This window comes from Pseudomonas sp. SDO5591_S426, assembly GCF_054070755.1.
In genome coordinates this window covers 34,824-61,781 of sequence record NZ_JBSVXD010000013.1, presented here as the reverse complement: position 1 = coordinate 61,781, position 26,958 = coordinate 34,824, and the positions used below count along the sequence as shown (strand labels likewise).

The window sequence follows — 26,958 nt, the reverse complement described above, 5'->3', positions numbered from 1 at the left end:
TTCAAAATCAAGATCAAAAGATCGCAGCCTGCGGCAGCTCCTACAAATGCGGCATTGTGTGTATCAGTTACTTACCGAGCTTCACCTTGGTCCAACCCCGAGTCATGATCCGCTGCACGCCAATCGGCTGATCAGGAATGGCATACAGCGTTGCCATCACCGCTTCCGGCGGGTACGAACCCGGATCGTTGCGAATCGCTTCATCCACCAGTGGCGTCGCCGCCGCGTTGGCGTTGCTGTAGCCGATGTTGTTGGTGATCTCGGCAATGATGTCCGGGCGCATCAGGAAGTTCATGAACAGGTAAGCGTTCTCGACGTTTGCTGCATCACGCGGGATGGCAACCATGTCGTAGAAACTGCCGGCGCCTTCTTTCGGGATGCTGTAATCGATCTTCACCTTGTCGCCGGCTTCCTCGGCGCGGGCCTTGGCTTGCAGCACGTCGCCGGAGTAACCGACGGCCACGCAGATGTTGCCGTTGGCCAGATCGGAGATGTACTTCGACGAATGGAAGTACGACACCGACGGACGAATCTTCATGAACAATGCTTCGGCTTCGGCGATGTGCGCCTTGTCCTGGTCGTTCACCGGGTAGCCCAGATAGTGCAGGGCAGCCGGGATCATTTCAGTCGGCGAATCGAGGAAACTGATACCGCAGGCTTTGAGTTTTTCCGCGTTTTCCGGTTTGAACAGCAAGTCCCAGGAATTGGTCGGGGCGTTGGCGCCGAGCACTTCCTTGACCTTCTCCGGGTTGAAACCGATGCCGATCGAGCCCCACATATACGGGAAGGCATGAGCGTTATCCGGGTCGCTGGCAGAGGCGTTTTTCAGCAGCACCGGATTGAGGTTTTTCCAGTTCGACAGCTTCGACTTGTCCAGCTCCTGATAGACGCCAGCCTTGACCTGCTTGGCCAGGAAACTGTTGGACGGCACGACGATGTCGTAGCCGGATTTGCCCGCCAGCAGGCGCGCTTCAAGGGTTTCATTACTGTCGAACACATCGTAGGTCACTTGGATCCCGGTCTCGTCTTCGAACTTCTTGACGGTGTCCGGGGCAATGTAATCCGACCAGTTGTAGACGCGCAGAACCTTGTCATTGGCCTGGGCGCCCGAGGCGATCGCGCCCAATAAGGACAGTGTCAGCAGAGTCCTGCCAAACATTTTCATCGGTACAACTCCATTCTTTTTTATTCAAATACGCAAAACAAAATTTCAATCAACCTGTAGGAGCTGTCGAGTGAAACGAGGCTGCGATCTTTTGATTTTTGGAAGCAAGATCAAAAGATCGCAGCCTGCGGCAGCTCCTGCATTTAAGCGGTGGCTTCCAGCATTTGCTTTTTAGGTTGTTGCCACGATTCGCTGGCGGTCTGGTCCATCGCTTCCTGGATCGCGCGTTTACGGCTGGCTTCGGCGCGGCGGCTGAAATACCAGACCATGAAGGTCACGATCGATACGGCCAACAGGATCAGACTGGCCACGGCGTTGATCTCGGGCTTCACGCCCAGACGTACCGCCGAGAACACTTCCATCGGCAAGGTCGTGGAGCCTGGGCCCGACACGAAGCTCGCCAACACCAGGTCATCCAGCGACAGGGCAAACGACATCATGCCGCCCGCTGCCAGTGACGGCGCGATCATTGGAATGGTGATCAGGAAAAACACCTTGAAGGGCTTCGCACCGAGGTCCATGGCCGCTTCTTCGATGGACAGGTCCAGCTCGCGAAGGCGGGCGGAGACTACCACTGCGACGTAAGCGGCACAAAACGTGGTATGGGCGATCCAGATCGTGACGATGCCACGCTCCATCGGCCAACCGATCAACTGCGCCATGGCCACGAACAGCAGCAACAGCGACAGACCAGTGATCACCTCAGGCATTACCAACGGCGCGGTCACCAGGCCACCGAACAGCGTGCGGCCTTTGAAGCGAGTGACGCGGGTCAGGACGAACGCGGCTAATGTCCCTAGTGCGACTGCTGCAATCGCCGTGTAGCAGGCGATTTCCAGCGAGCGCACCACCGAACCCATCAGCTGCGAGTTGTCGAGCAGGCCGGCGTACCACTTGAACGACCAGCCACCCCACACCGTCACCAGCTTCGAGGCGTTGAACGAGTAGATCACCAGAATCAGCATCGGCAGGTAGATGAACGACAAGCCGAAAATCAGCATGAACTTTGAAAATCCGAAGCGTTTCATCCCCGTGCCTCCATCTCTTTGGCCTGGCTGCGGTTGAACAGCAGAATCGGCACAATCAGGATCAACAGCATCACCACCGCCAGGGCGGATGCCACCGGCCAGTCGCGGTTATTGAAGAACTCTTGCCACAGTACGCGACCGATCATCAGCGTCTCGGGGCCGCCCAGCAATTCCGGAATCACGAACTCACCAACCACCGGAATGAACACCAGCATGCAGCCGGCGATGATGCCGTTCTTGGCCAGCGGCACAGTGATTTTCCAGAAGCTGTTGAAGGTGCTCGAACCCAGGTCCGACGCGGCTTCCAGCAGGCTCTGATCATGCTTAACAAGGTTGGCGTAGAGCGGCAGGATCATGAACGGCAGATACGCATACACCACGCCGATATACACGGCGGTGTTGGTGTTGAGGATCTCGATCGGGTGCGAAGTCAGGCCGGTCCACATCAGGAAACCGTTGAGCAAACCGTTGTTGCTGAGAATGCCCATCCACGCATAAACGCGGATCAGGATCGCGGTCCAGGTCGGCATCATGATCAGCAGCATCAGGACGTTTTGCGCTTCCTTGCTGGCTTTGGTAATGGCGTAGGCCATCGGGAAACCGATCACCAGGCATGCCAGCGTGCTGAACAACGCAACCTTCAACGAACCAAGATAAGCCGAGAGATACAGCTCGTCTTCGCCCAGCAACGTGTAGTTGCCGATGTTGAGCAGCAGATTGAATTTCTGCTCGGCGAAGGTGTAGATCTCCGAGTAGGGCGGAATGGCCAGCGCCGCTTCCGAAAAGCTGATCTTCATCACCAGGAAGAACGGCAACATGAAGAACAGGCACAGCCATACGAACGGAATGCCGATGACCAGGTTTCGCCCACTGGGCACCAGGCGCAGGAATTGCTGATTGAAGGTTCTCATGCGCGCAGTACCACGCCGCTGTCGTCTTCCCACCACACGTAGACCTGATCGTCCCAGGTCGGACGCGCGCCACGGCGTTCGGCGTTGGCCATGAACGACTGCACGACTTTGCCGCCAGGCAGTTCGACGTAGAACACCGAGTGGCCGCCGAGGTAGGCGATGTCATGCACCTTGCCGCTGGACCAGTTGTAGCGGGCATCCGGCTTGGTGGTGCTGACCAGCAGTTTTTCCGGGCGGATCGCGTAGGTGATCGACTTGTCCTGCACCGAGGTGCTGACGCCGTGACCGACGTAGATCTTCTGCTCCAGGTCCGGGCTGTGGATGATCGCGTGACCTTCGAGGTCTTCCACCACGGTGCCGTCGAAGGCGTTCACGTTGCCGATGAACTCGCAGACCATGCGGCTCACCGGTGCTTCATAAATGTCGACCGGGCTGCCGATCTGGGCGATCCAGCCCAAGTGCATGATCGCAATGCGCTGGGCCATGGTCATGGCCTCTTCCTGGTCGTGGGTCACCATCACGCAGGTCACGCCGACGCGCTCGATGATTTCCACCAGCTCCAGTTGCATCTGCGAACGCAGCTTTTTATCCAGCGCGCCCATCGGTTCGTCGAGCAGCAGCAGCTTCGGACGCTTGGCCAGGGAGCGGGCCAACGCCACACGCTGACGCTGACCTCCGGACAACTGATGGGGTTTTCGCTTGGCGTATTGGGTCATGTGCACCAGACGCAGCATCTCTTCGACGCGGGCGTCGATTTCGCTGGCGGACAAACGATCCTGCTTGAGGCCGAAGGCGATGTTCTGTGCCACGGTCATGTGCGGGAACAGTGCGTAGGACTGGAACATCATGTTGATCGGACGTTCGTACGGCGGCATGTCGGTGATGTCGACACCGTCTAGCAGGATCCGGCCTTCGGTCGGGCGTTCGAAGCCGGCGAGCATGCGCAGCAGCGTCGATTTACCGGAACCGGAACCACCGAGCAGGGCAAAGATTTCGCCCTGATGGATTTCCAGTGACACATCGTCCACAGCGGTGGTTTCGTCGAATTTCTTGGTGACGCGGTCGACTTTCACCAACACCTTTTTCGGTGCCTGGTGACCTTCAAGAGCCTTCCTGTAGATGCTGGAGGCGTTTGCCATGTGAAACTCCCAACAGGTTTCAGTCGTCGGGCCAACGCGGCCTGACTTAATAGTTGATTGCAAACCCGGTATGGCTCTTGTGGGAGCAAGCTTTGCTCCTACAGGGTTATCCATACATTTCGGGTTTATTCGGCGCCGCCATCCTGGCTGCCTGGTAGTACTTGTTGTTATTGCAGTGTGTTGTTGTCGTGAACGGCGGGCGCGCAAAGACACGCCCGTCTTGTTCACGGGGGCAGTAAATCGAGTGCTAGTGGTTTGAGTCAGCGCAAATTACGCAACGCCGCCCGTTGCCGGCACGCTTCGCCGAACGCCTGGAAAATCCTCAGGTAAGGAGGGTTGTCCAGCACTTGCCATTCCGGGTGCCATTGCACGCCGAGGGCGAAGGCTTTGCTGTGTTCGACCGAGATCGCTTCGATCAAGCCATCGGGTGCGACGGCTTCGGCACGCAGGCCCGGAGCGAGGCGGTCGATGCCCTGGCTGTGAATCGAGTTGACCTGGAACACCGCAGGCAGATCCAGCGCTTCGAACATACCGCCGGGTTGCACATTCACCGCATGGGCCGGGGCGTATTGCACCGCCAGGTCCGGATGATTGGCTTCGCGATGATCAAGGAAGCCGGGGAGCTCATGGACTTTCTGATGCAGGCTGCCACCGAACGCCACGTTCATCTCCTGGAAGCCACGGCAGATGCCAAGCACCGGCACGCCAGCGGCAATCGCCGCGCGAATCAGGGGAAGGGTGGTGCGATCCCGCTGGGGATCATGTTCCGTGCCGGGGGCGCTGTCGGGGCCTTGATAGTGGAAGGGTTCCACGTTCGATGGCGAGCCGGTCAGCAACAGACCGTCGAGCTGCGGCAGCAGGTCCTCGATTTCGGTCAGTTCAGCCAGGGAAGGAATGACGACGGGCAGCCCCAGCGCCGCAACGCTGACAGCACGCAAGTATTTGTCGCCGCTGACATGGTAGGGGTGCAGGCCAATCTGTTTGACGCATGCAGTAACGCCGATCAATGGCTTGAATGCCATTTTTATCACCTCGAAGTTTCACACTTGAACGAGCTTTTCTGGAGCTTAGCCTTGTTGATTTTAATTAACAACTCCCATGTAAAAAATTCTAAACGCCGCACGTCCGATCCTCAGGATTTACGCGCGTTTCAAGGCTGATCTGGCACTCTCGTGCCTCTGAGAGGCCCGAAAATAAACGTTCAAAGGCTGAGTGTTCGCTATTGACTTCACTTTGCCTTTCGGATTGACTGGGCTCGTGAAAGGGCAGTGAACATAATAATTAACAGCTAAATAGGTGCAACATGTCGGTCCCTCTGCGTACCGTTCAACTCAACGAAGCAAACGCATTCCTTAAGAAATATCCTGAGGTTTTGTACGTCGACCTTCTGATTGCGGATATGAACGGTGTGGTGCGCGGCAAGCGCATCGAGCGCACCAGTCTTCATAAGGTTTACGAGAAAGGCATTAACCTGCCGGCGTCACTCTTTGCTCTGGACATCAATGGCTCCACGGTGGAAAGCACCGGCCTGGGTCTGGACATCGGCGACTCCGACCGGATCTGCTACCCGATCCCCGGAACCCTGAGCATCGAGCCATGGCAAAAGCGCCCGACCGCGCAACTGCTGATGACCATGCACGAACTCGAAGGCCAGCCATTCTTCGCCGACCCGCGTGAAGTGCTGGCCAATGTCGTGCGCAAGTTCGACGACATGGGCCTGACCATCTGCGCCGCGTTCGAACTCGAGTTCTACCTGATCGACCAGGACAACGTGAACGGTCGTCCGCAATCGCCACGTTCGCCGGTATCCGGCAAGCGTCCGATGTCGACCCAGGTTTACCTGATCGACGACCTCGACGAATACGTCGACTGCCTGCAAGACATCCTCGAAGGCGCAAAAGAGCAGGGCATCCCGGCTGACGCCATCGTCAAGGAAAGCGCCCCGGCGCAATTCGAAGTCAACCTGCATCACGTGGCCGACCCTATAAAGGCTTGCGACTACGCGGTCCTGCTCAAGCGTCTGGTGAAGAACATCGCCTACGACCACGAGATGGACACCACCTTCATGGCCAAGCCGTATCCGGGCCAGGCGGGCAACGGTCTGCACGTGCACATTTCGATTCTCGACAAAGAAGGCAACAACATCTTTGCCAGCGAGGATCCCGAGCAGAACGCCGCGCTGCGTCACGCGATCGGCGGTGTGCTCGAGACCCTGCCGGCGCAGATGGCTTTCCTCTGCCCGAACGTCAACTCGTACCGTCGTTTCGGCGCACAGTTCTACGTGCCGAACTCGCCGAGCTGGGGCATCGACAACCGTACCGTAGCGGTACGCGTGCCGACCGGTTCGCCAGACTCGGTGCGCATCGAACACCGCGTAGCGGGTGCCGATGCCAACCCGTACCTGCTGATGGCGTCGGTACTGGCCGGTGTTCACCACGGCCTGACCAACCAGATCGAGCCGGGCGCCCCGGTGGAAGGCAACAGCTACGAGCAGAACGAGCAAAGCCTGCCGAACAACCTGCGCGATGCACTGCGCGAGCTGGACGACAGCGAAGTCATGGCCAAGTACATCGACCCGCTGTACATCGACGTATTCGTGGCGTGCAAGGAAAGCGAGCTGGCCGAGTTCGAAAACTCCATTTCGGACCTTGAGTACAACTGGTACTTGCATACCGTTTGATGGCGTTGGCGGCGTACACAATTTGTGTGTGCGCCGCCAAACCTGTGGGAGCTGGCTTGCCAGCGATTGCGGTGGATCAGACGCCATCAATGTTGACTGTGATGACGCCATCGCTGGCAAGCCAGCTCCCACAGGGATCGCATTTCAATTTTTTTGATTGGGCGGGCATCGGTCCGACGATCACTCTATTTCCTGCGTCGAGTCACAACCATGACAATCACCCGCAGCGATTGGGAGCAACGCTTCCAGTCCCTAACCATCGAAAGCCGTGCCTTCATCGACGGTCAATACTGCGCAGCCGCCAGCGGCGCGACGTTTGAATGCATCAGCCCGGTAGATGGCCGTTTCCTCGCGAACGTCGCCAGCACCGATGAAGCCGATGCCAATGCCGCCGTCGCCGTCGCACGCCGCGCTTTCGAATCCGGCGTTTGGGTCAATCTGGCCCCGGCTGAGCGCAAGCGCATCCTGATTCGCTTCGCCGATCTGATCCTGGCCAACCAGGAAGAACTGGCGCTGCTCGAAACCCTCGACATGGGCAAGCCGATCAGCGACGCCATGAGCATCGACATTCCGGCGGCCGCTAACGCGATCCGCTGGACCGCCGAAGCCATCGACAAGATCTACGATGAAGTCGCCGCCACGCCTCAGGATCAACTGGGCCTGGTGACGCGCGAAGCGGCCGGCGTGGTGGCGGCCATTGTGCCGTGGAACTTCCCGTTGATCATGGCCAGCTGGAAATTCGCCCCGGCGCTGGCGATGGGCAACTCGTTCATCCTCAAGCCTTCGGAAAAATCCCCGTTGACCGCGATCCGCGTCGCACAACTGGCGCTGGACGCGGGCATTCCGAAAGGCGTGTTCAACGTTCTGCCTGGCTTCGGTCACACCGTCGGCAAGGCGCTGGCGCTGCACATGGACGTCGACGTGCTGGCCTTCACCGGCTCCACGGCGATTGCCAAGCAACTGATGATCTACGCCGGGCAAAGCAACATGAAACGCGTGTGGGCTGAGGCCGGTGGCAAGAGCGCCAACGTGGTGTTCGCCGATGCGCCGGATTTGCGCGCGGCAGCACAGGCTGCGGCCGGCGCCATTGCGTTCAACCAGGGCGAAGTCTGCACCGCCGGCTCGCGTCTGCTGGTGGAGCGTTCGATCCGCGAGCAGTTCATTCCGCTGTTGGTGGAAGCGTTGCAAGCGTGGAAACCAGGTCATGCGCTCGATCCTGCGACCACAGTCGGCGCGGTCGTCGACCAGCGTCAGCTGGACAACGTGCTGCGCTATATCGGGATCGGCAAAGAGCAGGGCGCTCAGTTGATCGCCGGTGGCAGCCGCACCCTCGAAAACACCGGTGGCCAGTACGTGGAACCGACGATTTTCGATGGCGTGACGAATGCCATGACCATCGCCCAGGAAGAAATTTTCGGCCCGGTACTTTCGGTCATTACCTTCGATACCGCTGAAGAAGCCTTGGCGATTGCCAACGACAGCATCTACGGCCTGGCCGCCGGTGTATGGACCAGCAACCTGAGCAAGGCCCACACCTTCGCCCGCGGCCTGCGTGCCGGCAGCGTCTGGGTCAACCAGTACGACGGCGGGGACATGACCGCGCCGTTCGGCGGGTTCAAGCAGTCGGGTAACGGTCGCGACAAATCGCTGCATGCGTTCGACAAGTACACCGAACTCAAAGCGACCTGGATCAAGCTCTAACAACAATAAAGCGACGGTCGCCTGCGTTCTGCGGCGGCCATCGGAGAAACGTATGAAACAGAACTCTTCAACCCAACAGCATGTAAACAGCTACTACGCCGCCACTCGCAACTTCACCGGCGATTTCCCGGTGCTGGAAGGCGCAGTGGACTGCGACGTCTGCGTGATCGGCGCCGGTTACACCGGTCTGTCTTCGGCGCTGTTCCTCGCCGAAGCGGGCTACAGCGTGACCGTGCTCGAAGCGGCCAAAGTCGGCTTCGGCGCCAGCGGTCGCAACGGCGGCCAACTGGTCAACTCCTATAGCCGCGACGTCGATGTGATCGAAGAGCGCTATGGCGACAAGACCGCCGAAGTCCTCGGCAGCATGATTTTCGAAGGCGCCGACATCATCCGTCAGCGCATACAGCACTACGACATCCAGTGCGACTACCGCCCGGGCGGTATTTTCGCGGCGATGAACAAGAAGCAACTCAAAGGCCTGGCCGAGCAGAAGAAGAGCTGGGAACGCTACGGCAACAAAAACCTGACGCTGCTCGGCGAAGCCGAGATCAAGCGTGAAGTCGGTTCCGATGCCTACGTCGGCGGCTTGCTGGACATGCAGGGCGGCCACATTCACCCGCTGAACCTGGCCCTCGGTGAAGCCTCGGCGATCATCGGCCTGGGCGGCAAGATCTACGAACAGTCGGCGGCGGTGGAAATCACCTACGGCGAACCGATCACCGTGCGCACCGCAAAAGGCGTGGTGAAGGCCAAGTACCTGCTGATCGCCGGTAACGCCTACCTGCCGCAAGGTCTCGACAACCGCGTGACCAGCAAAAGCATGCCGTGCGGTTCGCAGATCGTCGTCACCGAGCCGTTGTCGGAGCAGCAAGCGCGCAGCCTGATCAAGAACAACTACTGCGTCGAAGACTGCAACTACCTGCTCGACTACTACCGTCTCACCGCCGACAACCGTTTGCTGTACGGCGGCGGCGTGGTCTACGGCGCCCGTGAACCGGACGACATCGAACAACTGATCAAGCCGAAAATCCTCAAGACCTTCCCGCAACTCAAGGACGTGAAGATCGACTATCGCTGGACCGGCAACTTCCTGCTGACCATGTCACGCATGCCGCAATTCGGTCGTATCGAGAAAAACGCCTACTACATGCAGGGCTACAGCGGCCACGGTGTGACCTGTTCGCACCTGGCCGGCAAATTGATCTCGGAAATGATCCGCGGCGACGCCGAGCGTTTCGACGCGTTTGCATCCTTGCCGCACATGCCAATGATCGGCGGCCGCACTTTCTCCGCGCCGCTGACCGCCATGGGCGCTGTGTACTACTCGCTGCGCGACCGTTTCGGCATCTAAGCGTTACCTCACCGGCGGTGGCCTTTAAAAGGTACCGCCGGTCTTTTATTTTTCGGCTCGCCGCAGCCCAATTGTAGGAGCAAGGCTTGCCCGCGATAGCGTCAGATCAGGTAGCATCAAGTCGCCTGATACACCCCTTTCGCGAGCAAGCTTTGCTCCTACAGCAACACCCACAAACGTGATTTAATAGCCGCCTTTCACGTTTCCGGGACCGGAAAAAGGCGTGATCCGCGCCTGCTCTCCACCCCCATTACCCTTACGCGGTACGCACATAAGGCTGTCATGGACACGGGCTCACGACTCAAATTAGTACGCGAAAGCTACAAAATGTCCCAGCGCGAGCTGGCCCGGCGTAGCGGCGTCACCAATGCCACCATTTCCCTGATCGAACAGAATCGCGTCAGTCCTTCCGTCAGTTCCCTGAAAAAGCTGCTCGAAGGCATCCCCATGTCCCTGGCCGACTTCTTCACTTTCGACCAGCCTCCGCGCGAACACCAATACGTTTTCCGCGCCAGTGAACAACCGGACTTGGGCCGCCATGGCCTGCGCCTGCTGTTGATTGGCGCTTCGGTACCGAGCCGGCAGATGCGGTTGCTGCGCGAGCAATACGCACCGGGCGCCAGCTCCGGGGAAGAGCCGATCGTGCATTCCGAAGGCGAGGAGTGCGGGTTGGTGACACGGGGTACGGTTGAGTTGACCGTCGATGGGCAAATCAGTGTGTTGAATGCCGGGGATGGCTATTACTTCCCGACGACCTTGCCGCACCGGTTTCGCAATATCGGCGCGGATGAGGCGGAAATCATCAGTGCGAATACGCCGGCGAATTTCTGATTTCGCTTGCTGACGGACACTGTAATTACCATGGTTGATAAGAAATCCGATGCCCTTTCAGGCATCGGATTTTTTATGCGTCTCGTTCTGAAGAGTGCAACACAACGACCTGTGTCGTTGTGGCTCGAACCGGTCCCGGAACTTTTTCAAAGGTTGATGTCAATTTGATAGCGTGTCGCGACGCTCATTAAAACCGGATCAAGCAGTGCCAGGCTGTTTCCTGGTAAGCCCAAGGAAGTGTGTGATGAGACTAGTGCTTGCGATGTTGTTGATGTTTGGTATTGGCGGACATGCCTTTGCCAATGGTTGCGGCGCCATAGACGATCAAGATCAGCGCAGGTATTGCGAAGCCAAGTCCGGCAGTGGCAGTTGCGGCGGCATCGACAATCAGGATCTGCGCAGAATGTGCGAGGCAGAGACGGGAAGCGGAAGTTGCGGGGGGATCGATAATCAGGATCAGCGCAGGTACTGCGAAGCCAAGACCGGTAGTGGCAGCTGTGGCGGTATCGACAATCAGGATCTGCGCAGAATGTGCGAGGCGGAAACAGGCAGCGGAAGTTGCGGTGGCATCGATAATCAGGACCAGCGCAGGTTCTGCGAAGCCAAGACCGGCAGTGGCAGTTGCGGGGGAATCGATAACCAGGACCTGCGAAATCAGTGTGAAGCCATGAAGCATTGATTGAACTGTTTAGCGCTGACGACAAATGGGGACGCCAATCGGTGTCCCTTTTTTTGGGTGTAAAAAAGTGAGTTTGCGGTACTCACGACATCACTTCTCAATAAATCCGCGAATCGCAGCAATGGTCTGCGTCGGCGCTTCCTCCATCAACCAATGCCCGGCCCCGGGAATCACTACTTCCGTGACCTTGTCTGCAGCATTGCGCATCACGATCGCTTCATTGGCGCCGAAGGATTTTTCCCCGCCGATGGCCAGCACCGGCATGTTCAGTTTCTTTGCCATCGACGCTTCGTTATCCACGGCATCCTGACGAATGCTGCGGAACTGCGCGAAGGCGGCGCGCATGTTGCCGGGGCGGGCGTAGAGTTTGGCGTAGTGCTGGCGGATCTCTTCATCGACCTTGGCGGGGTTGCCGGCGAATTCGTTCCAGAAGCGATCCAGGTAGATGCGCTCACGCCCGGCCACCAGGCGCTCCATGTCCGGCCCGCCGAAGTCGAAGTGCCACAGCATTGGCGAACGAACGATGTCGTTCCACGGTGGAATGCCCGGCACCGGCGCGTCCATCACCACCAGGCGGTCGGTCAGTTGCGGATAGCGCGAGGCATAAGCGAAAGCGACCATGGTGCCGATGTCGTGGCCGATCACCACTGAATGCTCGATGCCCAGCGCGGCCAATACCCCACGAATATCGCCAGCCTGGGTTTTCTTGTCATAACCGCCCTCGGGAATCGATGACAAACCCATGCCGCGCAGGTCTGGCACCACGACGGTGTGATCCTTCGCCAAATCGGCAGCCAGCGGCGCCCACATATCGCCGGTATCACCAAAACCATGCAACAGCACCACGGCCGGGCCTTTGCCACCGACCCGCACGTGCATCGTCACGCCGTCGACGGGAATGTCCTGAATGCGGAAGGCTTCGGGGAACGGCATGACGGCGGCATGTGCCGGCAGGTTCAGGGCGAGCAGCGTGAAAGCGGTGAGCAGGGTGCGAATCATGGCACTGTCTCCAGACAGGGTCGTGGAAATGCTGAGCGTAGCCGCTTTCGCAGCGGATGATCGAATGGAACCAACTTCCTCAACAGCGTCTAAATTTCAGGGAATACTCCCGGCGCGAAGGAACGACTCATGATCAGGTCTCGATCGTTGATTGCGGCGGTTACAAGCGTGGCGTTGGTTTACGGTTCGGTGACTGCTCTGGCCGACCCCGGTAACGGTAAGGGGCAGGGCAACGGCAAGGGCAATTCGCAAAATGCCCAGGACCATGGCAACCAGGGCGGGCAAGGCAACAAAGGTAAAAAATCCGGCGGCAGCGATTGGGACAATGGCCCGAGCATCAATCGCTCAAGCGTCATCGGTATTGTTGATGGCTACCGCGATTACTGGAGCCCCGGACCTTCATTGCCACCGGGTATCCAAAAAAACCTTGCTCGCGGCAAGCCGCTTCCGCCCGGCATTGCGAAGAAACTCGATGGCCGGTTGATTGGTAGACTGCCGCATTACGACGGGTATGAGTGGCAGCAAGTCGGCACGGATTTGATCCTGGTTGCGTTGGCCACCGGGCTTATCTATGAGGTGCTAAATGGGGTGTTTGATTAACGTTTGCGCGAAAACCCGCAGTGATGCGGGTTTTTTTCGTCTTGAGTTTGGTCACTGGCCCTTCGGCACCTCAAACCCCCGTTGCTCAATCACCGCAAACACATCGCGCACATCCTGAAGCAGAATCCGCGAAATGTTGGTGACGGTGTTGATGTCGTTTTCGGCGTAGTCGGGGAGGCTGGTGCAGGCCATGAGGTTGAGGTATTGGAGGACGGCGTTGAGGCGTTCGCTGACGCAGTTGTGGAGTTCGCGGATGGGGGCCTGGTTGTCGATCAGGAGGACGGGGTAGTCGGTGGCGAATTGTTTCAAGGGGATGAAGCGGCGGGGTGGAGTGTTCATTGTCATTTAGATAGTTCTCTCTAAAAGATATGGAAGAGCCACCTTTTCGCTGCGAATCAATTGGGTGGCAGCTGCACGTGGGTTCGCAGACCGGAGCCACACCCAAACCCGGCAGACCCGAAGGTCTCCCACGCACAACCGCCATAAAACGTAACGCTGGCGAATTCTGCCAGAATTGTTATTTGACGGTGTCAGGTTGTTTGCTCTTGGGCTGCGAAACCCAATCGCTAACTGCGGTCAGCGACGAGGCTCACAATAAGCGGCGATTTTGATGCCTTCAACCGGGTCACCACCGGGCTGTAGGACCGCACCAGGGTATTGTGGCGAGGGAGCTTGCTCCCGCTCGGCGGCGTAGCCGTCGTAAAACCGGGCACTCCGACAAGTCTTAGGAAATGAGCTAGTAGGGACTAGGGCCGCTTCGCATCCCAGCGGGAGCAAGCTCCCTCGCCACAAAAGGAAGTTTCCTACAGCTTTTACAGACCTAAAATCTAACGTTCGTCGGATGTCACGTTGCTATCACCGCATTCGCCAGCCCATTTCAGTACGGCTGCTAAGCTTCGTCGTTGCAACGCCCGAGGCCGTTTTGGCTCACGTTGCGCGTGTACCCACGGAGTACGACTTCTATTCCTGTCGACAACCTGCACGGAGGCAGGCGATGGTGATCAAACGCATGGAATCAAGTGCGGACGGGGTTCCCGAGCCGCTTGATCGAGAAGAAATGGAGCGGGTGCTGGTGTCGTTGCTGGCCAGTCCGTTGTTTGCCAAGTCGCGGCGCATGGGCAGTTTGTTGCGCTTTCTGGTCGAGCACGACCTGCAATCCTCGAACACACCCCTTACCGAGCACGCCATTGGCATCGCGGTGTTTCGTCGCGACCCGGCGGTGTATTGCACGGGCGATGATCCGGTGGTGCGGGTGCAGGTGGGCCGGTTGCGCCGCAAGCTTGCCGCGCATTACGCCAGCAATGGCCAACAGGATCCGGTGCGGCTGTGCATTCCGCCGGGTAGTTATCGACTGGTTTATCAGCGCCAGCGACATAAAAGCATCGGCGCGCGCCATCCGGTGTTGCAGATCCAGCCGTTCACCTGCATCACCCGTGACGGCGATGACTTTGCCCGGGGGTTGTGCGAAGAGTTGAGCTGTCGCTTGTTCGAGTCATTTGAACAGGCGCAGACCGGGGCCAATCATGTGTTGATGAAGGTGCCGCGCAGCAGTGTCAAAGCCCCGGAAATCGGGCGCGGCGGGCGCTATTGTTATTGCCTGGAGGGCAGCGTGCGGGTCGAGCCGGCGCGGGTGCGGGCGTCGTTGCGGCTGGTGGATGTGGCGCAGGGGCGGATTCGCTGGTCGGCGCAGTTTGATCGCAACCAACCTTATGGCATCGCCACCCAGGAGGATCTGGCGGAGTCGATCTGTCTGTCGCTGACGGGGTATTTTGCCAACGGCGCCATGGACGAATAAAAGGGGCAACCGCGAGGTTGCCCCGGTACGACGGTTAAACGGTTTTCCATTCACCGCCTTCGTAAAGGCGACCGGCGGTGTTATCGAACGTCAGGTCGATTTCGATCGCCTTGGAGCGTGAAGTACTGAACATGGTACTCGTCTGCACGTTTTGTTCGAACCACACGAGGATGGTTTCGACGGGGGTCAATACAGTGTTGCCGGTGACCACCTGGTTAACGGCCACGTAGATCGGCGTGCTGACCTGGTTGCCGTCGATGCCGGTGGACAACTGGTTGATACCCGGATGGATGGGTGCATAACTGTTCACAAAGGTCATGGAAACAGCCGGACCACCTGTTACCGCAGGGCTCAGCAGACCGTTTACATCGAGTGTCGAGGTTTGCCCCAAACCAATATTGACGATGTTGGTCGAGACTTTGACTTGCACGTTTTCCTTGAACACGTTGGAGGCGAACAGTTGGTATTGCGGCGTCCAGCTGAATTCGTTGTTGCTCAGGTAAGCGTCATAGGACTGCCAGACCACGTTGTAGTCTTCGTCACCCACTTTTTTGGCAAAGCACAGCTTGTAGCCGGACTTCTTGAGCAGAGTCAGGTCGCCGGGGGCGATTTCGATGGTGACGACTTTTTGTGAAGCCGCCAGGGCCGACCTCAATACCCTGCCGTAGTCCTCAGTCTTCAGTTGCGTTGCACCCATGATCGATTTGACGGCTTCTTGCACATCATTGTGAAGCTGCTGGCTTTGTTGGCTGACAGCAATTGATTTGCTCATGGTTTCCCTCTTCCTTGGTGGTGTGTTGGGCAATCAATGGGCGGCGGGCAGTGATCCCGGTCAGTCCATTGAGGGCTTCACTCTAGGTTCGTGGGGCTGGGCGGCTAAGTGTCTTGGCGTTACAGGCGGGTAACGGGGTTGTATCAAAAACAGCGGGGCGACCGTCCGGCCGCCCCACCGTATCTTCAGGCGGCCTGCGCGTCGGCCCAGACGAAGTTCCAGCTGGTGCGTTTGCCCTTGGCCACCTCGATCAGCTTGTTCTCATACACCGTGTGGTTGACCACGCCGGTGTAGGTCAGGGTCCGGGCAGCGTTGGTACCGGAGCACTCACCGGGGGTGCCGCCAGCCTCGGTCATGGCTTTTTTCATGTCGGCTTCCGACGGGGCGCTGCTCTGGTTTTTTTCGACTTTTACGAAACTCATGATTTCACCTCTTCCGTGATGGGGGATCGGTGCGGGGCAGGGCCGACAGGCTGCTAACCCCGAATACTCACCGAAGGCCATACTCTATTGGCCCGCCCTGCGGTGCAGAAGTGACAACTGCGGCGCTAAGGTAACAACCGGGAAACAGTGGAACAGGGTGATGTATCCGAGACGTATCAACTCAGGGAGAACGAGATGACTCAAACACTGGAACGCGCCATCGCCATCGCAGCCGGCGCTCATGAGGGGCAAGTGGATAAGGGCGGGGCGCCGTACATCCTGCATGCGCTGAGGGTGATGCTTAAAGTCAGCACGCTGGAGGAACGGATCGTCGCGGTGCTGCACGATGTGGTCGAGGACTGTGACATCAGCCTTGATGAGTTACGTGCCGAAGGCTTCAGTGAAACGGTATTGGCCGCCATCAAATCGGTGACCAAGGTGCCGGGTGAAGCCTATGAAGATTTCATCGCCCGCGCGGCGCAGAACCCGATTGGCCGCGTGGTGAAGCTGGCGGATCTGGAAGAAAACAGCGACCTGTCGCGCATCGCCCAGCCGAGTTGGGACGATCTTGAGCGGATTGAAAAGTATCGGCGGGCGATTGGGGTGTTGCGCTAATAGCTACCATTCATTTGCTCGATACCCATCATTAAAGAATGCAAGTTCTGTTTTTCTGTCATCAGAGGAGGATAGCGTTATACCGATCTCGCCTTTGAAGGAATCAGCGCGATGAGAATCTCGACCTTGCTGGCTTTTGTTGCCGTGTTCAGCGGCAGTGTCGCTGTTGTTGTTCCGGCCGTTGCCGCCGATCCGTCCTGCCGTTTCCTGCCGATCGCCGACAGCGCGGCCAGTTTGCAGCAGGCGAAAACCGTGGCGGTGCTGTACAGCGAAAACACCCTCAATACCCAGGAATACCTTGAGCGCTACCACGCCGTGGCGGTGAACGGCGCGAAGAATCCCGAGCTGGACTCGCGGATCAGCAAGGCATTCGTCGACAGCTCCGATCCGCAGCGGGCCATCAATTGGTTGATGGGTTCGTTGCAGAAAGAGTTCGCTTCGGTGACGGTCTACGACGACCTCGATGCGGCGGTGCAGGCGCATCCGGATGTGGTGGTGATGCTCGACACCTACAGTCGTCTGGTATCCAAGCGCAACAGCCAGGTCGAAGCGCGGTTCGTGGCCAAGTTCTACGATGCGAACTTGCAATACATCGGCCAAGCCGAAGGCTCGCGTGCCCAGCAGATGCCGTCGGTGTGGGTGCATGGCAAAGCCGCGCCACAGATTGCCGCGCAGATCGATAAGCAGACCGATCTCCAGGTGAATGCGCTGAAGCAGTTCGATGCCTCGTTGAAGGCGCTGGTGACGTCCGGCACTGCGGGTCATGTCGCCAGTAACTGACCTGTGAAAAAGCCACCCGACCTTGCAGGCGGGTGGTTTTTTTTCGCCTTCAGAACGGCCTGGGCTGGCCGATTCATCCGTGAACTACACTCACTCTTCTGAGCACACGAGGCTGCGCAAGGAAGAAATCATGCTCGATTACATCGCGTTGGGTCTGTTGATCTTTGTCGGATTGGTTTTGTTCTACGGCATCATCGTGCTGCATGACATTCCTTATGAGATTGCCGTGCACCGTAATCACCCCCACCAGGATGCGATTCACGCCACCGGTTGGGTGAGCCTGTTCACGCTGCATGCGCTGTGGCCATTTTTGTGGATCTGGGCGATGTCCTATCGCGAGGATCGGGGCTGGGGCTTTGGCGATGGCAAGTCGGCGACCAGCCATATCGTTCATCTTGAAGAGCAGTTGCGCGAACTTCAGCTGCGTATCGCACGCATTGAAGGGGCCAACGGGATTCCCGATGCGCCGGTCTCCACCGAACCCGGCAAAGGTAATTGAGCCATGGATCTCCTGCTCGTTCTGACCTATGCCGCCTTCTGCATTGCACTGTTCAAGATTTTCCGGATACCGCTGAATAAATGGACGGTGCCCACGGCGGTGCTCGGCGGGATTGTGTTGATCGGCTCGCTGATCTTCACCATGAACTACAACCACCCATATTCGGAGGTTGCGCGCTCATATTTCGTCTCGGTTCCGATTATCCCCATCGTCAGCGGTCAAGTGATCGACGTGCCGGTCAAGTCCAACCAGCTACTGGAGAAGGGTGATGTGCTGTTCCGGATCGACCCCACGCCGTTCGAGAACCGGATCAAGTCGCTCAAGGCGCAGCTGGTGTCGGCCAAAGGCGATCTTTTTCGAATCACTGAGTTGATGAAACGTAATTTCGGCACCCAGCGTGAACTCGATATCGCCGTTGCGCGAAGCGACGATTTGCAGGCGCAGTTGGCCAACGCCCAGTACGAACTCGACAACACGACCATCCGTGCGCCGAGCAAAGGCTTCGTGACCCACGTTTCCTTGCGCCCGGGCATGATGGCAACCAAGTTACCGTTGCGCCCGTCCATGGTGTTCATTCCCGATGAGGGCAAATACTTCGCGGCGTGGATGCGGCAGAACAGCCTGTTGCGCTTGTCCGAGGGCGATGAAGCCGAGGTGGCCTTCGACGGTATTCCGGGCAAGGTTTTCCAAGGCAAGGTCAAGAGTGTCTATGGCGTGATTGGCGAAGGGCAGGTTCAGCCTTCCGGTACGCTGATCAGCTTTACCGGCTCACCACCGGCCGGTCGCGTGCCGGTCATCATCGAAATCACCGACCCGGCGTTCGTTCCGTACAGGGACAAGATGCCGGGCGGCGCTTACGGGCAGGCCGCGCTGTACAGCCATCACTTTCATCACATCGCAGCCATGCGCAAGATTCTGCTGCGCATGGCCGCCTGGATGAACTACATCTTCCCGTTCCATTGAGGCACGGTTATCACGCCTTGATCACATAGCCGTAAGCGCGAATGCGTCCGGCGTCTTCTTTCAGGTACACGCCCTGCAATTCCGGAGTAAATCCAGGCAGGGCGTTGATACCTTCTTCCAGCGCGAGGAAGTACTTCAGCACCGCGCCACCCCAGATTTCACCCGGCACCACGCAAAGCACCCCCGGTGGATACGGCAGCGCGCCTTCGGCGGCGATGCGTCCGTCGGCGTCGGCCAGCGCCACCAGTTCGACGTTGCCGCGGATGTACTCGAATTGCGCTTGCTGCGGGTTCATGGCTTTTTTCGGGAAGTGCTCTTTGCGAAACATCGCCTTCTGCAACTGCTGGACGTTGTGATTGCGGTAGAGGTCGTGCATCTCCTGGCAGAGCTGGCGAATGGTGTAGTTGCGATAGCGTTCCTGATGCTGCGCGTAGATCGCTGGCAACACCCGGCTCATTGGCGCGTCATCGCTGATGAAGCGTTCGAAGCGGGCGATCTGCGAAGCGAGGTGGGTCATCTTCGCCCAGTCTTCGGCCGGGGTGAGCAGGAACAGGATCGAGTTGAGGTCGCATTTCTCCGGCACGATGCCGTTCTCGCGCAGGAAGTTGGCGAGGATGCCGGCGTGAATGCCGAAGTCGGTGTAACTGCCGTCCACCGGGTCGATGCCCGGCGTGGTGAACAGCAATTTGCACGGGTCGATGAAGTATTGCTTGTCGGCGTAACCACTGAAGGCGTGCCAGCGATCCTTGGGGTGGAATTCGAAGAAGCGCACGTCGGCGGCGATTTCTTCGGTGGGGTAGTCCTCCCACTGGCGTCCGTCGATTGTGTCCGGCACGAACGGACGAATCATGGTGCAGGCTTCGAGGATCAACTTGCGTGCATCGATGCCGAATTTCACGCAGTCTTCCCACAGCCGCAGGCCGCTGCGCCCGGAGTGGATGCGCGCATTTACGTCCAGTGAGGCGAAGAGCGGATAAAACGGGCTGGTCGAGGCTTGGGCCATGAACGCGTTGTTCAGCCGGTGATGATTGCAGTAACGGGCCTGGCCCTTGATGTGCCGATCCTTTTTGTGGACCTGCGAAGCCTGGGAAAACCCCGCCTGCTGTTTGTGCACCGATTGGGTGACAAAGATGCCGGGGTCGTTTTCGTTGAGGTCCAGTAACAGCGGCGAGCAGTCTTTCATCATTGGGATGAACTGCTCGTAACCGACCCACGCCGAGTCGAACAGGATGTAGTCGCACAGCTTGCCGATGCGATCGACCACTTGCCGGGCGTTGTACACGGTGCCGTCGTAAGTACCCAGTTGAATGATCGCCAGACGGAAGGGCCGGGGCAGCTCGGCCTTGTCCGGCGCGACTTCGCTGATAAGTTCGCGCAGGTATTTTTCTTCAAAACAGTGGGCGTCGATCCCGCCGATAAAGCCGTAAGGGTTGCGCGCGGTCTCCAGGTACACCGGCGTGGCGCCAGCCTGTATCAACGCGCCCTGATGGTTGGATTTATGGTTGTTGCGGTCGAACAACACCAGGTCGCCGGGGGTGAGCAGGGCGTTGGTGACGACTTTGTTCGAGGCCGAGGTGCCATTGAGCACGAAGTAGGTCTTGTCGGCGTTGAACACCTTGGCCGCGTGTTTTTGCGCCAGTAGCGCCGGGCCTTCGTGGATCAGCAGATCGCCGAGTTTGACGTCGGCGTTGCACATGTCGGCGCGAAACAGCGTCTCGCCGAAGAAGTCGAAAAACTGTCGGCCTGCCGGGTGCTTGCGGAAGAACTGCCCGCCCTGGTGACCGGGGCAGGCGAAGGTGGCGTTGGCCGATTCGGTGTAGTGCTTGAGCGAGTCGAAGAAGGGCGGCAGAAGGCTTTCTTCATAGGCCTTGGCCGCGGTTTCCAGCTGATGACCATGGTATTGGGCGTTGTTGCTGGACGGGTCGAAAATGCCGTTGACCTGCAGCAGCACATCTTCCAGATGCTTGTACACATCGCGGGCGCGAGTGCCGGTGCCAGGGGCTGTGACCAGGAAAATCGGGATGTCGAAGCCGGTGCGTTGCAAGGCTTCCAGGGCGCCTGCCATCACGTCCTCGACGGAGAACACGGCGACGGCGACGTCAGTGTAGTCGGTCCGGGTGATCGGGATGACTTCGCGGGTGGTGTGGAAACTGTCGTGTACGGTGTCGCTCGCGGCTATTTTCAATGCGTTCATGCGGGTAAATCTCCAGGCAGACATCCATAGGTCCACCGCTGTTCAAGAGATCAACTGCCTTGGAGGCGCCTTCCAGCGCCTTGGCCCAAAACATGCCAGCATTAGTTATAGATCATGTACCGCAAGTTTTTGTTGGCGCAGGTCAAGCATGGACCAGCGCGATGGTAAAAGAGACGACGATCATGCACGCAAAAGCAAAATTGATATTCATGAAGTTTCCATCCAGAACATGAGTGACGGCGCCATTCTGAACAGGCGGGGGGAAAATAAAAAATTCGGCTTCGTGATTTGAAAGATCGAAACAATTGATACCTGGCGCTTTTGCCTGGCTCGGCGGTTTGTGTTTGTTCTGCGGTTTGGCTAATCTCGCACAAACACGCAGAAACAGGCATAACCATGCACGATCATTCCGCAGCCGAACTCCCTCATCTACGCCGACAAAAAATCCTGCTGATCCTCGAGCGGGACGGCAAGGTCATGGCCTCGGAGTTGAGCCAGCATTTCGCCGTGTCCGAAGACACCATTCGCCGCGATCTGTCGGAACTGGCCACGGCCGGCCTGGTGCAACGGGTGCACGGCGGGGCGCTGCCGCGACCCAAGGACACCGGCAAGGATTACTTCACCCGCATCAGCGAAACCGACGAGGTGAAAACCGAATTGGCGCAGATGGCGGCCAGTCGGGTCGAGAACGGGCAGATTGTGGTGTTCGACTCCGGCACCACCACGTTGCAGATCGCGCGTTCGTTGCCGGCGGATATCTGCATAACGGCGGTCACTGCGTCGCCGATGACAGCGATCACCTTGTCCGAGTACAAAGGCATCAAGGTGATTCTGGCGGGCGGTCAGCTCAATCCGGCGACGATGTCGGCCAGCGGGCATGAAGCCCTGCGTTTGCTGAAGGGCATCAAGGCTGATTTGTTGTTCACCGGAGTGTGTGCGATTCACCCGGAAGTCGGCATCAGCTCGCTGCATTTTGATGAAGTGCCGGTGAAGCAGGCGATGCTCGACAGTGCGTCTCATGTGATTGCCGTGACCACGGCGGACAAGCTGGGGGCCGTGGAGCCGTTTGTGGTGGCGCCGTGTTCGCGGTTGCATACGTTGTTCACCGAACGGCATGTGGCGTCGGGGAGTGTTGAGGATTACCGGGCACTGGGGATTGAGGTGGTGCAAGCTCATGGATGATCGCTGAATGTTCCGGCCTCATCGCGGGCAAGCCCGCTCCCACAATGACCGCGTTGAACACAACTTTTGTGTACGCCACTGAACCTGTGGGAGCGGGCTTGCCCGCGATGAGGCCAGCCCAAACAACATCAATGCATCAGACTCAGCGCAACCGCTCAAGCATCTGGTAATACCACATCCCCGCCGCCAGCATCGGGTTGCCAAGCAAATCCCCCATCGGCACGCGGATGTGCTGGCACGCAGCAAAGGTGTCGTACTGCTCAAGCTGACCGGTGATCGCGCGGCCCATGATTTCGCCCATGATGTGGGTCGTTGCGATGCCGTGGCCGGAGTAGCCCTGGCAATACCAGACGTTGTCCGAGAGCTTGCCCAGTTGCGGGATGCGGTTGATCACGATGCCCATTGCGCAGCTCCACTGATAATCAATGGCCACGCCTTTGAGCGCCGGGAACGTCTGCTCGATGCACGGACGCAGTTCAGCAGCGATGTCGCGTGAATCCTTGCCGCTGTAGTTGGCGCCGCCACCGAATAGCAGACGCCCGTCAGCGGTGAGGCGGTAGTAATCGAGCACGAAACGGCAGTCGTACACGGCGAGGTCTTCGGGGTTGATCTGTTTGGCCAGATCACCCAGCGGCGCAGTGGTAACGATGCCGCCCATGGCCGGGAAGATCTTGCCCTTGAGCTTGCCCGGTTCCAGTTTGTGATAGACGTCGCCGGCCAGCAGCACCTGATTGGCGTCGATGCGGCCGTGAGCGGTGCGCACTCCGGGTGTGTCGCCATGGATGATTTCCAGCACTTCGCTGTTTTCGAAGATCAACGCGCCCAGACTTTCCGCCGCCCGCGCTTCGCCGATGCACAGGTTAAGCGGGTGCAGGTGCATGTTGCGGGTGTTCTTGATCGCGCCGTGATAGAGGTCGCTTTGCAGCAGGTCGCGCACCTGGCTGCGGTCGAGCAGGCTGACCTCAGCGCCCATGCCGCGCCGCACGGCTTCGTCGTAATCCTTGCGCAAATCCTCCATGTGGCTCGGCTTGTAAGCAGCATGCAGGTGGCCGTGCTTGAGGTCGCAGGCGATGCCGTATTTCTCGACCCGTTGCTTGATGATCTGGTGTCCGCGCCAGCGCAGGTGCCAGATGAAATCGTCGACTTCCTCGCCGATGGTGCGGCGCATCTGCTTGCGCATGGCTTCATCGCCCGAGAGGCTGCCGGTGACCTGGCCACCGTTGCGCCCGGTGGCGCCCCAGCCGATTTTATTGCTTTCGACGATGGCGACTTTCAGGCCTTTTTCCGCGAGCTCGACGGCGGTGGCGACGCCGGTGAAACCGCCGCCGATGATCACCACATCAACCCGATGCTGGCCGTGCAGGGTCGGGTAATCGGTGTCGTGGTTGAGGGTGGCGGTGTAGTAGGAATTGCAGCGTTGTTGGGTCATGGTTTTGTCCAGGCGAAAGGTAGGTAGTGAAGCCGACGCGAACCCTGTAGGAGTGAGCCTGCTCGCGATAGCGGTGTGTCATTCACCACTGATGCTGGCTGACACGGCCTCATCGCGAGCAGGCTCGCTCCTACAGGGGCTCACGCCTCAGTCAAATACCAACGCCAATCCTGCTCACCCACTTCAGCCATGAATTGCCGATACTCGGCACGCTTCACCGCCAGATACACCCCTAGAAATTCCTGCCCCAACGCATCCCGCGCCCACACCGAGTTTTCCAGTGCCGTCAGTGACGTCAGCCAGTCAGTCGGCAGCAATTGCGTGGCTTGTGCGTAGCCGTTGCCTTCCACCGGTTCGCCCGGATCGAGGTTTTCGCTGATGCCGCGATGAATGCCCGCGAGGATCGCCGCCGCCGCCAGATACGGGTTGGCATCGGCGCCGCAAATGCGGTGCTCGATGTGACGGCTGTTGGCCGGGCCGCCCGGAACGCGCAGGCTGACGGTGCGGTTATCGACGCCCCAGGTCGGGGCCAGCGGCGCATAGCTGTTGGCCTGGAAACGCCGGTAGGAGTTGGCGTTGGGGCAGAACAACAACAGCGAATCGAGCAGGGAAGCGAGCATGCCGCCGATGGCCGTGCGCAGCAGCGGCGTGCCCGCAGGGTCTTCGGACGCAAACAGGTTGCGACCTTCGGCATCGGCGATGCTGACGTGCATGTGCATGCCGGTGCCCGCCAGATGATCGAAGGGTTTGGCCATGAATGTCGCCTGCATGCCGTGCTTGTGGGCGACGGCTTTCACCAGGCGTTTGTAGCGTACGGCCTGGTCCATCGCCTGCAACGCATCGCCGTGTTCCAAAGTGATTTCCACCTGGCCCGGCGCGTATTCGGAGATCGCCGTGCGTGCTGGAATGTTGTGGAGTTTGCACGCCGCATACAAGTCGGCGAGGAACGGTTCGATCTGCTCCAGCTCGCGCAGGCCATAGACCTGCGTGTGTCGCGGTCGACCGCCGTCAGCGTCCAGCGCCGGTTGCGGGCGACCGTGGTGATCGCGCTTGGCGTCGAGCAAATAGAACTCCAGCTCGCAGGCCATTACCGGGTGATAACCCTCGGCCTTCAGGCGGTCGATCACGCTGATCAGCAGGTGACGCGGGTCGGCGATGCTCGCCGGCATTCCCTCCTGCGGGTGCATGCTTACTTGCACGGCGGCGGTCGGAATCTGCCGCCACGGCAACCGCACCAGACTGCCTTCGAGCGGGTAGGCGCGGCAGTCGATATCGCCCACATCCCAGACCAGCCCGGAGTTCTCGACGTCATCGCCTTGCAAGGTCAGGCCGAGGATGGTGCTGGGCAGCGGACGGCCGCTTTCATACACCGCCAGCAGCTCTTCGCGATGCAGCAGCTTGCCGCGCGGCACGCCGTTGGCATCGAGGATGAACAGCTCGATCATGTCGATATCAGGGTTGTTCGCCAGAAAAGTCTGGGCGTCTTCAAGGGCTGCGAATTTCATGGTTAGTCACTCACGTTGGCGTCCTGCGGACGCACGGATTCAGGCCTCGGCACGACGACGGATACAAAGACCCGGGGCATGCAGGCAAAGGATTAGCGAGGGAGGGGGCTCTACGCGTTTGGGGCGCGATCAGGCGAGCAGAGTGCTATCCGGCGGACGTGCGGAGTGACGGAGTTTGGAACGGCTCAAGGCCATGGGCAGGTTGACAATGCGGTTCATAACGGATGTTTCCGGCATTGGAAATCGTCGGTGGCAGGCGTGACCTGCCATCCGGGCGTGACTGGATACTAGGGGTGAATTCAGCGCGTGTAAATGTTTCATTCAGCGCATCAGGTGCACACCCAGGCCGATCAGCCCACAACCGATCAACACTTCGATCACGCCACGCTTGAAGCGAAACAGGGCAACGGCCGCCGCGATTGCGATCAGCAGCGAGGGCCAGTCGAGAGGGTTGTCGAAGCCTTTGGGCCAGAGTACGTGGTAGCCGAAGAAGCACGCCAGATTGAGAATCACCCCGACCACCGCTGCGGTAATCGCCGTCAGCGGCGCGGTGAATCTGAGTTCGTTGTGCGTCGATTCCACCAGCGGCCCGCCGGCGAGGATGAACAGGAACGAAGGCAGGAAGGTGAACCAGGTGACCAGTGTCGCGGCAACGGCGCCGGCGACAAAAGCCTGATCCGGGCCGAACACCTGAAGCACATAACCACCGATAAACCCGACGAACGCCACCACCATGATCAACGGGCCGGGGGTGGTTTCACCGAGCGCCAGGCCGTCGATCATCTGCGTCGGCGTCAGCCAGCCGTAATGACCGACCGCGCCCTGATACACATACGGCAGCACGGCGTAGGCGCCGCCGAACGTCAGCAACGCAGCCTTGGTGAAGAACCAGGCCATTTGCGTCAGCGTGCCGTCCCAGCCAAACAGCGCGGTGAGCGTGGCCATGGGCAGTGCCCACAACATCGCTCCGATAGCGGCCAGACGCGCCAGTTTCCATCCGCTGAATCGGGCGTGTTCAGGCGTCGGTGTGTCATCGTCGATCACGGCTTGGCCGAAGGAGTTTTTCGCAGCGCCATGGCCGCCGGTCCTGAATTTTTCCGGTGCCAGTCGCCCGCCGAAATAACCGATCACCGCCGCGCCCAGCACGATCAACGGAAACGGCACGTTCAGCGCAAAGATCGCCACGAATGACGCCGCCGCAATTGCCCACATCCAGCCATTCTTCAACGCCCGCGAGCCGATCCGGTGAGCGGCCTGCACCACGATGGCCGTCACCGCAGGCTTGATCCCGTAGAACAAACCGGCCACCACCGGCACATCACCGAAGGCGATATACATCCAGGACAACGCGATCAGGATGAACAGCGACGGCAGCACAAACAGCACGCCAGCAATCACGCCGCCCCAGGTGCGGTGCATCAGCCAGCCGATGTAGGTCGCCAGTTGTTGCGCCTCGGGGCCGGGCAGCAACATGCAGTAGTTCAGCGCATGCAAAAAGCGTCGCTCGGAGATCCAGCGTCGGCGCTCGACCAGTTCCTGGTGCATGATCGAAATCTGTCCCGCCGGCCCGCCGAAACTGATGAAGCCGAGCTTGAGCCAGAAAGCAAAGGCTTCGCGCAGGCTGATGGCTTCAGGTTTGGTTTGTTCCGGTGCGGGTGAGACGCTCAAGCCTGTGTTCCTTGTGCAGATGCCTTGAGCCGATGACAGTAGCCATGCCC

At 59.0% G+C, this 26,958-nt stretch carries 26 protein-coding genes; 12 read left to right on the top strand and 14 right to left on the bottom strand.

Features of this window, described 5'->3' with window-relative positions; translation table 11 throughout:
* Positions 1-67 precede the first annotated feature (67 nt).
* From ACW9JC_RS05175 to ACW9JC_RS05155, 5 genes are all read right to left on the bottom strand, one after another.
* Positions 68-1,165, bottom strand: a complete 1,098-nt coding sequence (locus ACW9JC_RS05175; protein ID WP_457453965.1) for a polyamine ABC transporter substrate-binding protein — start codon at positions 1,163-1,165, stop codon at positions 68-70.
* 143 nt (positions 1,166-1,308) lie between these two features.
* Positions 1,309-2,193 carry an ABC transporter permease subunit gene (locus ACW9JC_RS05170; RefSeq protein WP_075944841.1) on the bottom strand — a complete coding sequence of 295 codons (885 nt, stop codon included), beginning with the start codon at positions 2,191-2,193 and terminating at the stop codon, positions 1,309-1,311.
* Positions 2,190-3,071: an ABC transporter permease subunit gene (locus tag ACW9JC_RS05165; protein WP_448109890.1), complete on the bottom strand. Its 882-nt coding sequence runs from the start codon at positions 3,069-3,071 to the stop codon at positions 2,190-2,192. Before ACW9JC_RS05165 ends, ACW9JC_RS05170 begins: the two co-directional genes overlap by 4 nt.
* 29 nt (positions 3,072-3,100) lie before the next feature.
* Complete coding sequence (potA, locus tag ACW9JC_RS05160) at positions 3,101-4,243, bottom strand: polyamine ABC transporter ATP-binding protein (RefSeq protein WP_416127255.1); 1,143 nt, start codon at positions 4,241-4,243, stop codon at positions 3,101-3,103.
* 260 nt (positions 4,244-4,503) lie between these two features.
* Positions 4,504-5,265 carry a gamma-glutamyl-gamma-aminobutyrate hydrolase family protein gene (locus tag ACW9JC_RS05155; protein WP_457453962.1) on the bottom strand — a complete coding sequence of 254 codons (762 nt, stop codon included), beginning with the start codon at positions 5,263-5,265 and terminating at the stop codon, positions 4,504-4,506.
* A 281-nt stretch (positions 5,266-5,546) separates the two neighbouring features.
* Between ACW9JC_RS05155 and ACW9JC_RS05150 the strand changes: the two genes are divergently transcribed.
* The 4 genes from ACW9JC_RS05150 (at position 5,547) to ACW9JC_RS05135 (ending at position 10,806) form a co-directional block, all read left to right on the top strand.
* Positions 5,547-6,923: a glutamine synthetase family protein gene (locus ACW9JC_RS05150; protein ID WP_046042407.1), complete on the top strand. Its 1,377-nt coding sequence runs from the start codon at positions 5,547-5,549 to the stop codon at positions 6,921-6,923.
* A gap of 210 nt (positions 6,924-7,133) precedes the next feature.
* A complete protein-coding gene (locus tag ACW9JC_RS05145) occupies positions 7,134-8,624 on the top strand; it encodes an aldehyde dehydrogenase (RefSeq protein ID WP_457453961.1) in 1,491 nt (496 codons plus the stop codon).
* Positions 8,625-8,676: 52 nt separating this feature from the next.
* The gene (locus ACW9JC_RS05140) at positions 8,677-9,975 is read left to right on the top strand and encodes an NAD(P)/FAD-dependent oxidoreductase (RefSeq protein WP_448107426.1); all 1,299 of its coding nucleotides are present in this window, start codon (positions 8,677-8,679) and stop codon (positions 9,973-9,975) included.
* Positions 9,976-10,257: 282 nt separating this feature from the next.
* Positions 10,258-10,806, top strand: a complete 549-nt coding sequence (locus tag ACW9JC_RS05135) for a cupin domain-containing protein (RefSeq protein ID WP_338586321.1) — start codon at positions 10,258-10,260, stop codon at positions 10,804-10,806.
* Positions 10,807-11,056: 250 nt separating this feature from the next.
* Here ACW9JC_RS05135 and ACW9JC_RS05130 read toward each other — a convergent pair whose 3' ends face one another.
* The gene (locus tag ACW9JC_RS05130; RefSeq protein WP_445177300.1) at positions 11,057-11,482 is read right to left on the bottom strand and encodes a hypothetical protein; all 426 of its coding nucleotides are present in this window, start codon (positions 11,480-11,482) and stop codon (positions 11,057-11,059) included.
* 93 nt (positions 11,483-11,575) lie between these two features.
* The gene (locus tag ACW9JC_RS05125; RefSeq protein WP_457453959.1) at positions 11,576-12,484 is read right to left on the bottom strand and encodes an alpha/beta fold hydrolase; all 909 of its coding nucleotides are present in this window, start codon (positions 12,482-12,484) and stop codon (positions 11,576-11,578) included.
* Between the two features lie 129 nt (positions 12,485-12,613).
* Between ACW9JC_RS05125 and ACW9JC_RS05120 the strand changes: the two genes are divergently transcribed.
* Complete coding sequence (locus ACW9JC_RS05120; RefSeq protein WP_338586325.1) at positions 12,614-13,084, top strand: anti-virulence regulator CigR family protein; 471 nt, start codon at positions 12,614-12,616, stop codon at positions 13,082-13,084.
* Positions 13,085-13,135: 51 nt separating this feature from the next.
* Here ACW9JC_RS05120 and ACW9JC_RS05115 read toward each other — a convergent pair whose 3' ends face one another.
* Positions 13,136-13,429 carry a fructose-bisphosphate aldolase gene (locus tag ACW9JC_RS05115; RefSeq protein WP_457453958.1) on the bottom strand — a complete coding sequence of 98 codons (294 nt, stop codon included), beginning with the start codon at positions 13,427-13,429 and terminating at the stop codon, positions 13,136-13,138.
* 649 nt (positions 13,430-14,078) lie between these two features.
* On the opposite strand from ACW9JC_RS05115, the gene ACW9JC_RS05110 reads away from it, so the two are divergent.
* A complete protein-coding gene (locus tag ACW9JC_RS05110) occupies positions 14,079-14,879 on the top strand; it encodes a hypothetical protein (RefSeq protein ID WP_338586327.1) in 801 nt (266 codons plus the stop codon).
* Between the two features lie 34 nt (positions 14,880-14,913).
* Here ACW9JC_RS05110 and ACW9JC_RS05105 read toward each other — a convergent pair whose 3' ends face one another.
* The gene (locus ACW9JC_RS05105) at positions 14,914-15,651 is read right to left on the bottom strand and encodes a hypothetical protein (protein ID WP_338586329.1); all 738 of its coding nucleotides are present in this window, start codon (positions 15,649-15,651) and stop codon (positions 14,914-14,916) included.
* 185 nt (positions 15,652-15,836) lie between these two features.
* The gene (locus tag ACW9JC_RS05100) at positions 15,837-16,073 is read right to left on the bottom strand and encodes a hypothetical protein (RefSeq protein WP_338586330.1); all 237 of its coding nucleotides are present in this window, start codon (positions 16,071-16,073) and stop codon (positions 15,837-15,839) included.
* A gap of 195 nt (positions 16,074-16,268) precedes the next feature.
* Between ACW9JC_RS05100 and ACW9JC_RS05095 the strand changes: the two genes are divergently transcribed.
* The 4 genes from ACW9JC_RS05095 to ACW9JC_RS05080 all read left to right on the top strand — a co-directional run bounded on the left by ACW9JC_RS05095 (position 16,269) and on the right by ACW9JC_RS05080 (position 18,930).
* Positions 16,269-16,688, top strand: a complete 420-nt coding sequence (locus tag ACW9JC_RS05095; RefSeq protein WP_457453956.1) for an HD domain-containing protein — start codon at positions 16,269-16,271, stop codon at positions 16,686-16,688.
* Positions 16,689-16,799: 111 nt separating this feature from the next.
* Entirely contained in the window at positions 16,800-17,468 is a 669-nt protein-coding gene (locus ACW9JC_RS05090; protein ID WP_457453954.1) for an ATPase, read from the top strand.
* A gap of 130 nt (positions 17,469-17,598) precedes the next feature.
* A complete protein-coding gene (locus tag ACW9JC_RS05085; RefSeq protein WP_457453953.1) occupies positions 17,599-17,967 on the top strand; it encodes a DUF3302 domain-containing protein in 369 nt (122 codons plus the stop codon).
* Between the two features lie 3 nt (positions 17,968-17,970).
* Positions 17,971-18,930, top strand: coding sequence for an HlyD family secretion protein (locus ACW9JC_RS05080; protein WP_457453952.1), 960 nt, complete (start codon positions 17,971-17,973; stop codon positions 18,928-18,930).
* 10 nt (positions 18,931-18,940) lie between these two features.
* Here the strand turns inward: ACW9JC_RS05080 and speF are convergent, their stop codons facing one another.
* Entirely contained in the window at positions 18,941-21,124 is a 2,184-nt protein-coding gene (gene speF / locus ACW9JC_RS05075; RefSeq protein WP_457453951.1) for an ornithine decarboxylase SpeF, read from the bottom strand.
* Positions 21,125-21,272: 148 nt separating this feature from the next.
* Here speF and ACW9JC_RS05070 point away from each other — a divergent pair, with 148 nt between their 5' ends.
* Both ACW9JC_RS05070 and ACW9JC_RS05065 read left to right on the top strand, forming a co-directional pair.
* The gene (locus ACW9JC_RS05070; protein ID WP_338586340.1) at positions 21,273-21,416 is read left to right on the top strand and encodes a hypothetical protein; all 144 of its coding nucleotides are present in this window, start codon (positions 21,273-21,275) and stop codon (positions 21,414-21,416) included.
* Between the two features lie 104 nt (positions 21,417-21,520).
* Positions 21,521-22,306, top strand: a complete 786-nt coding sequence (locus tag ACW9JC_RS05065; protein WP_457453950.1) for a DeoR/GlpR family DNA-binding transcription regulator — start codon at positions 21,521-21,523, stop codon at positions 22,304-22,306.
* Positions 22,307-22,448: 142 nt separating this feature from the next.
* On the opposite strand, the gene ACW9JC_RS05060 is transcribed toward ACW9JC_RS05065, so the two are convergent.
* From ACW9JC_RS05060 to chrA, 3 genes are all read right to left on the bottom strand, one after another.
* Positions 22,449-23,735 (bottom strand): NAD(P)/FAD-dependent oxidoreductase, encoded by a 1,287-nt coding sequence (locus ACW9JC_RS05060; protein ID WP_457453948.1) that lies wholly within the window; start codon positions 23,733-23,735, stop codon positions 22,449-22,451.
* A 140-nt stretch (positions 23,736-23,875) separates the two neighbouring features.
* Entirely contained in the window at positions 23,876-25,240 is a 1,365-nt protein-coding gene (locus ACW9JC_RS05055) for a glutamine synthetase family protein (RefSeq protein WP_457453947.1), read from the bottom strand.
* 321 nt (positions 25,241-25,561) lie between these two features.
* Entirely contained in the window at positions 25,562-26,908 is a 1,347-nt protein-coding gene (gene chrA / locus ACW9JC_RS05050; RefSeq protein ID WP_457453945.1) for a chromate efflux transporter, read from the bottom strand.
* Positions 26,909-26,958 lie beyond the last annotated feature (50 nt).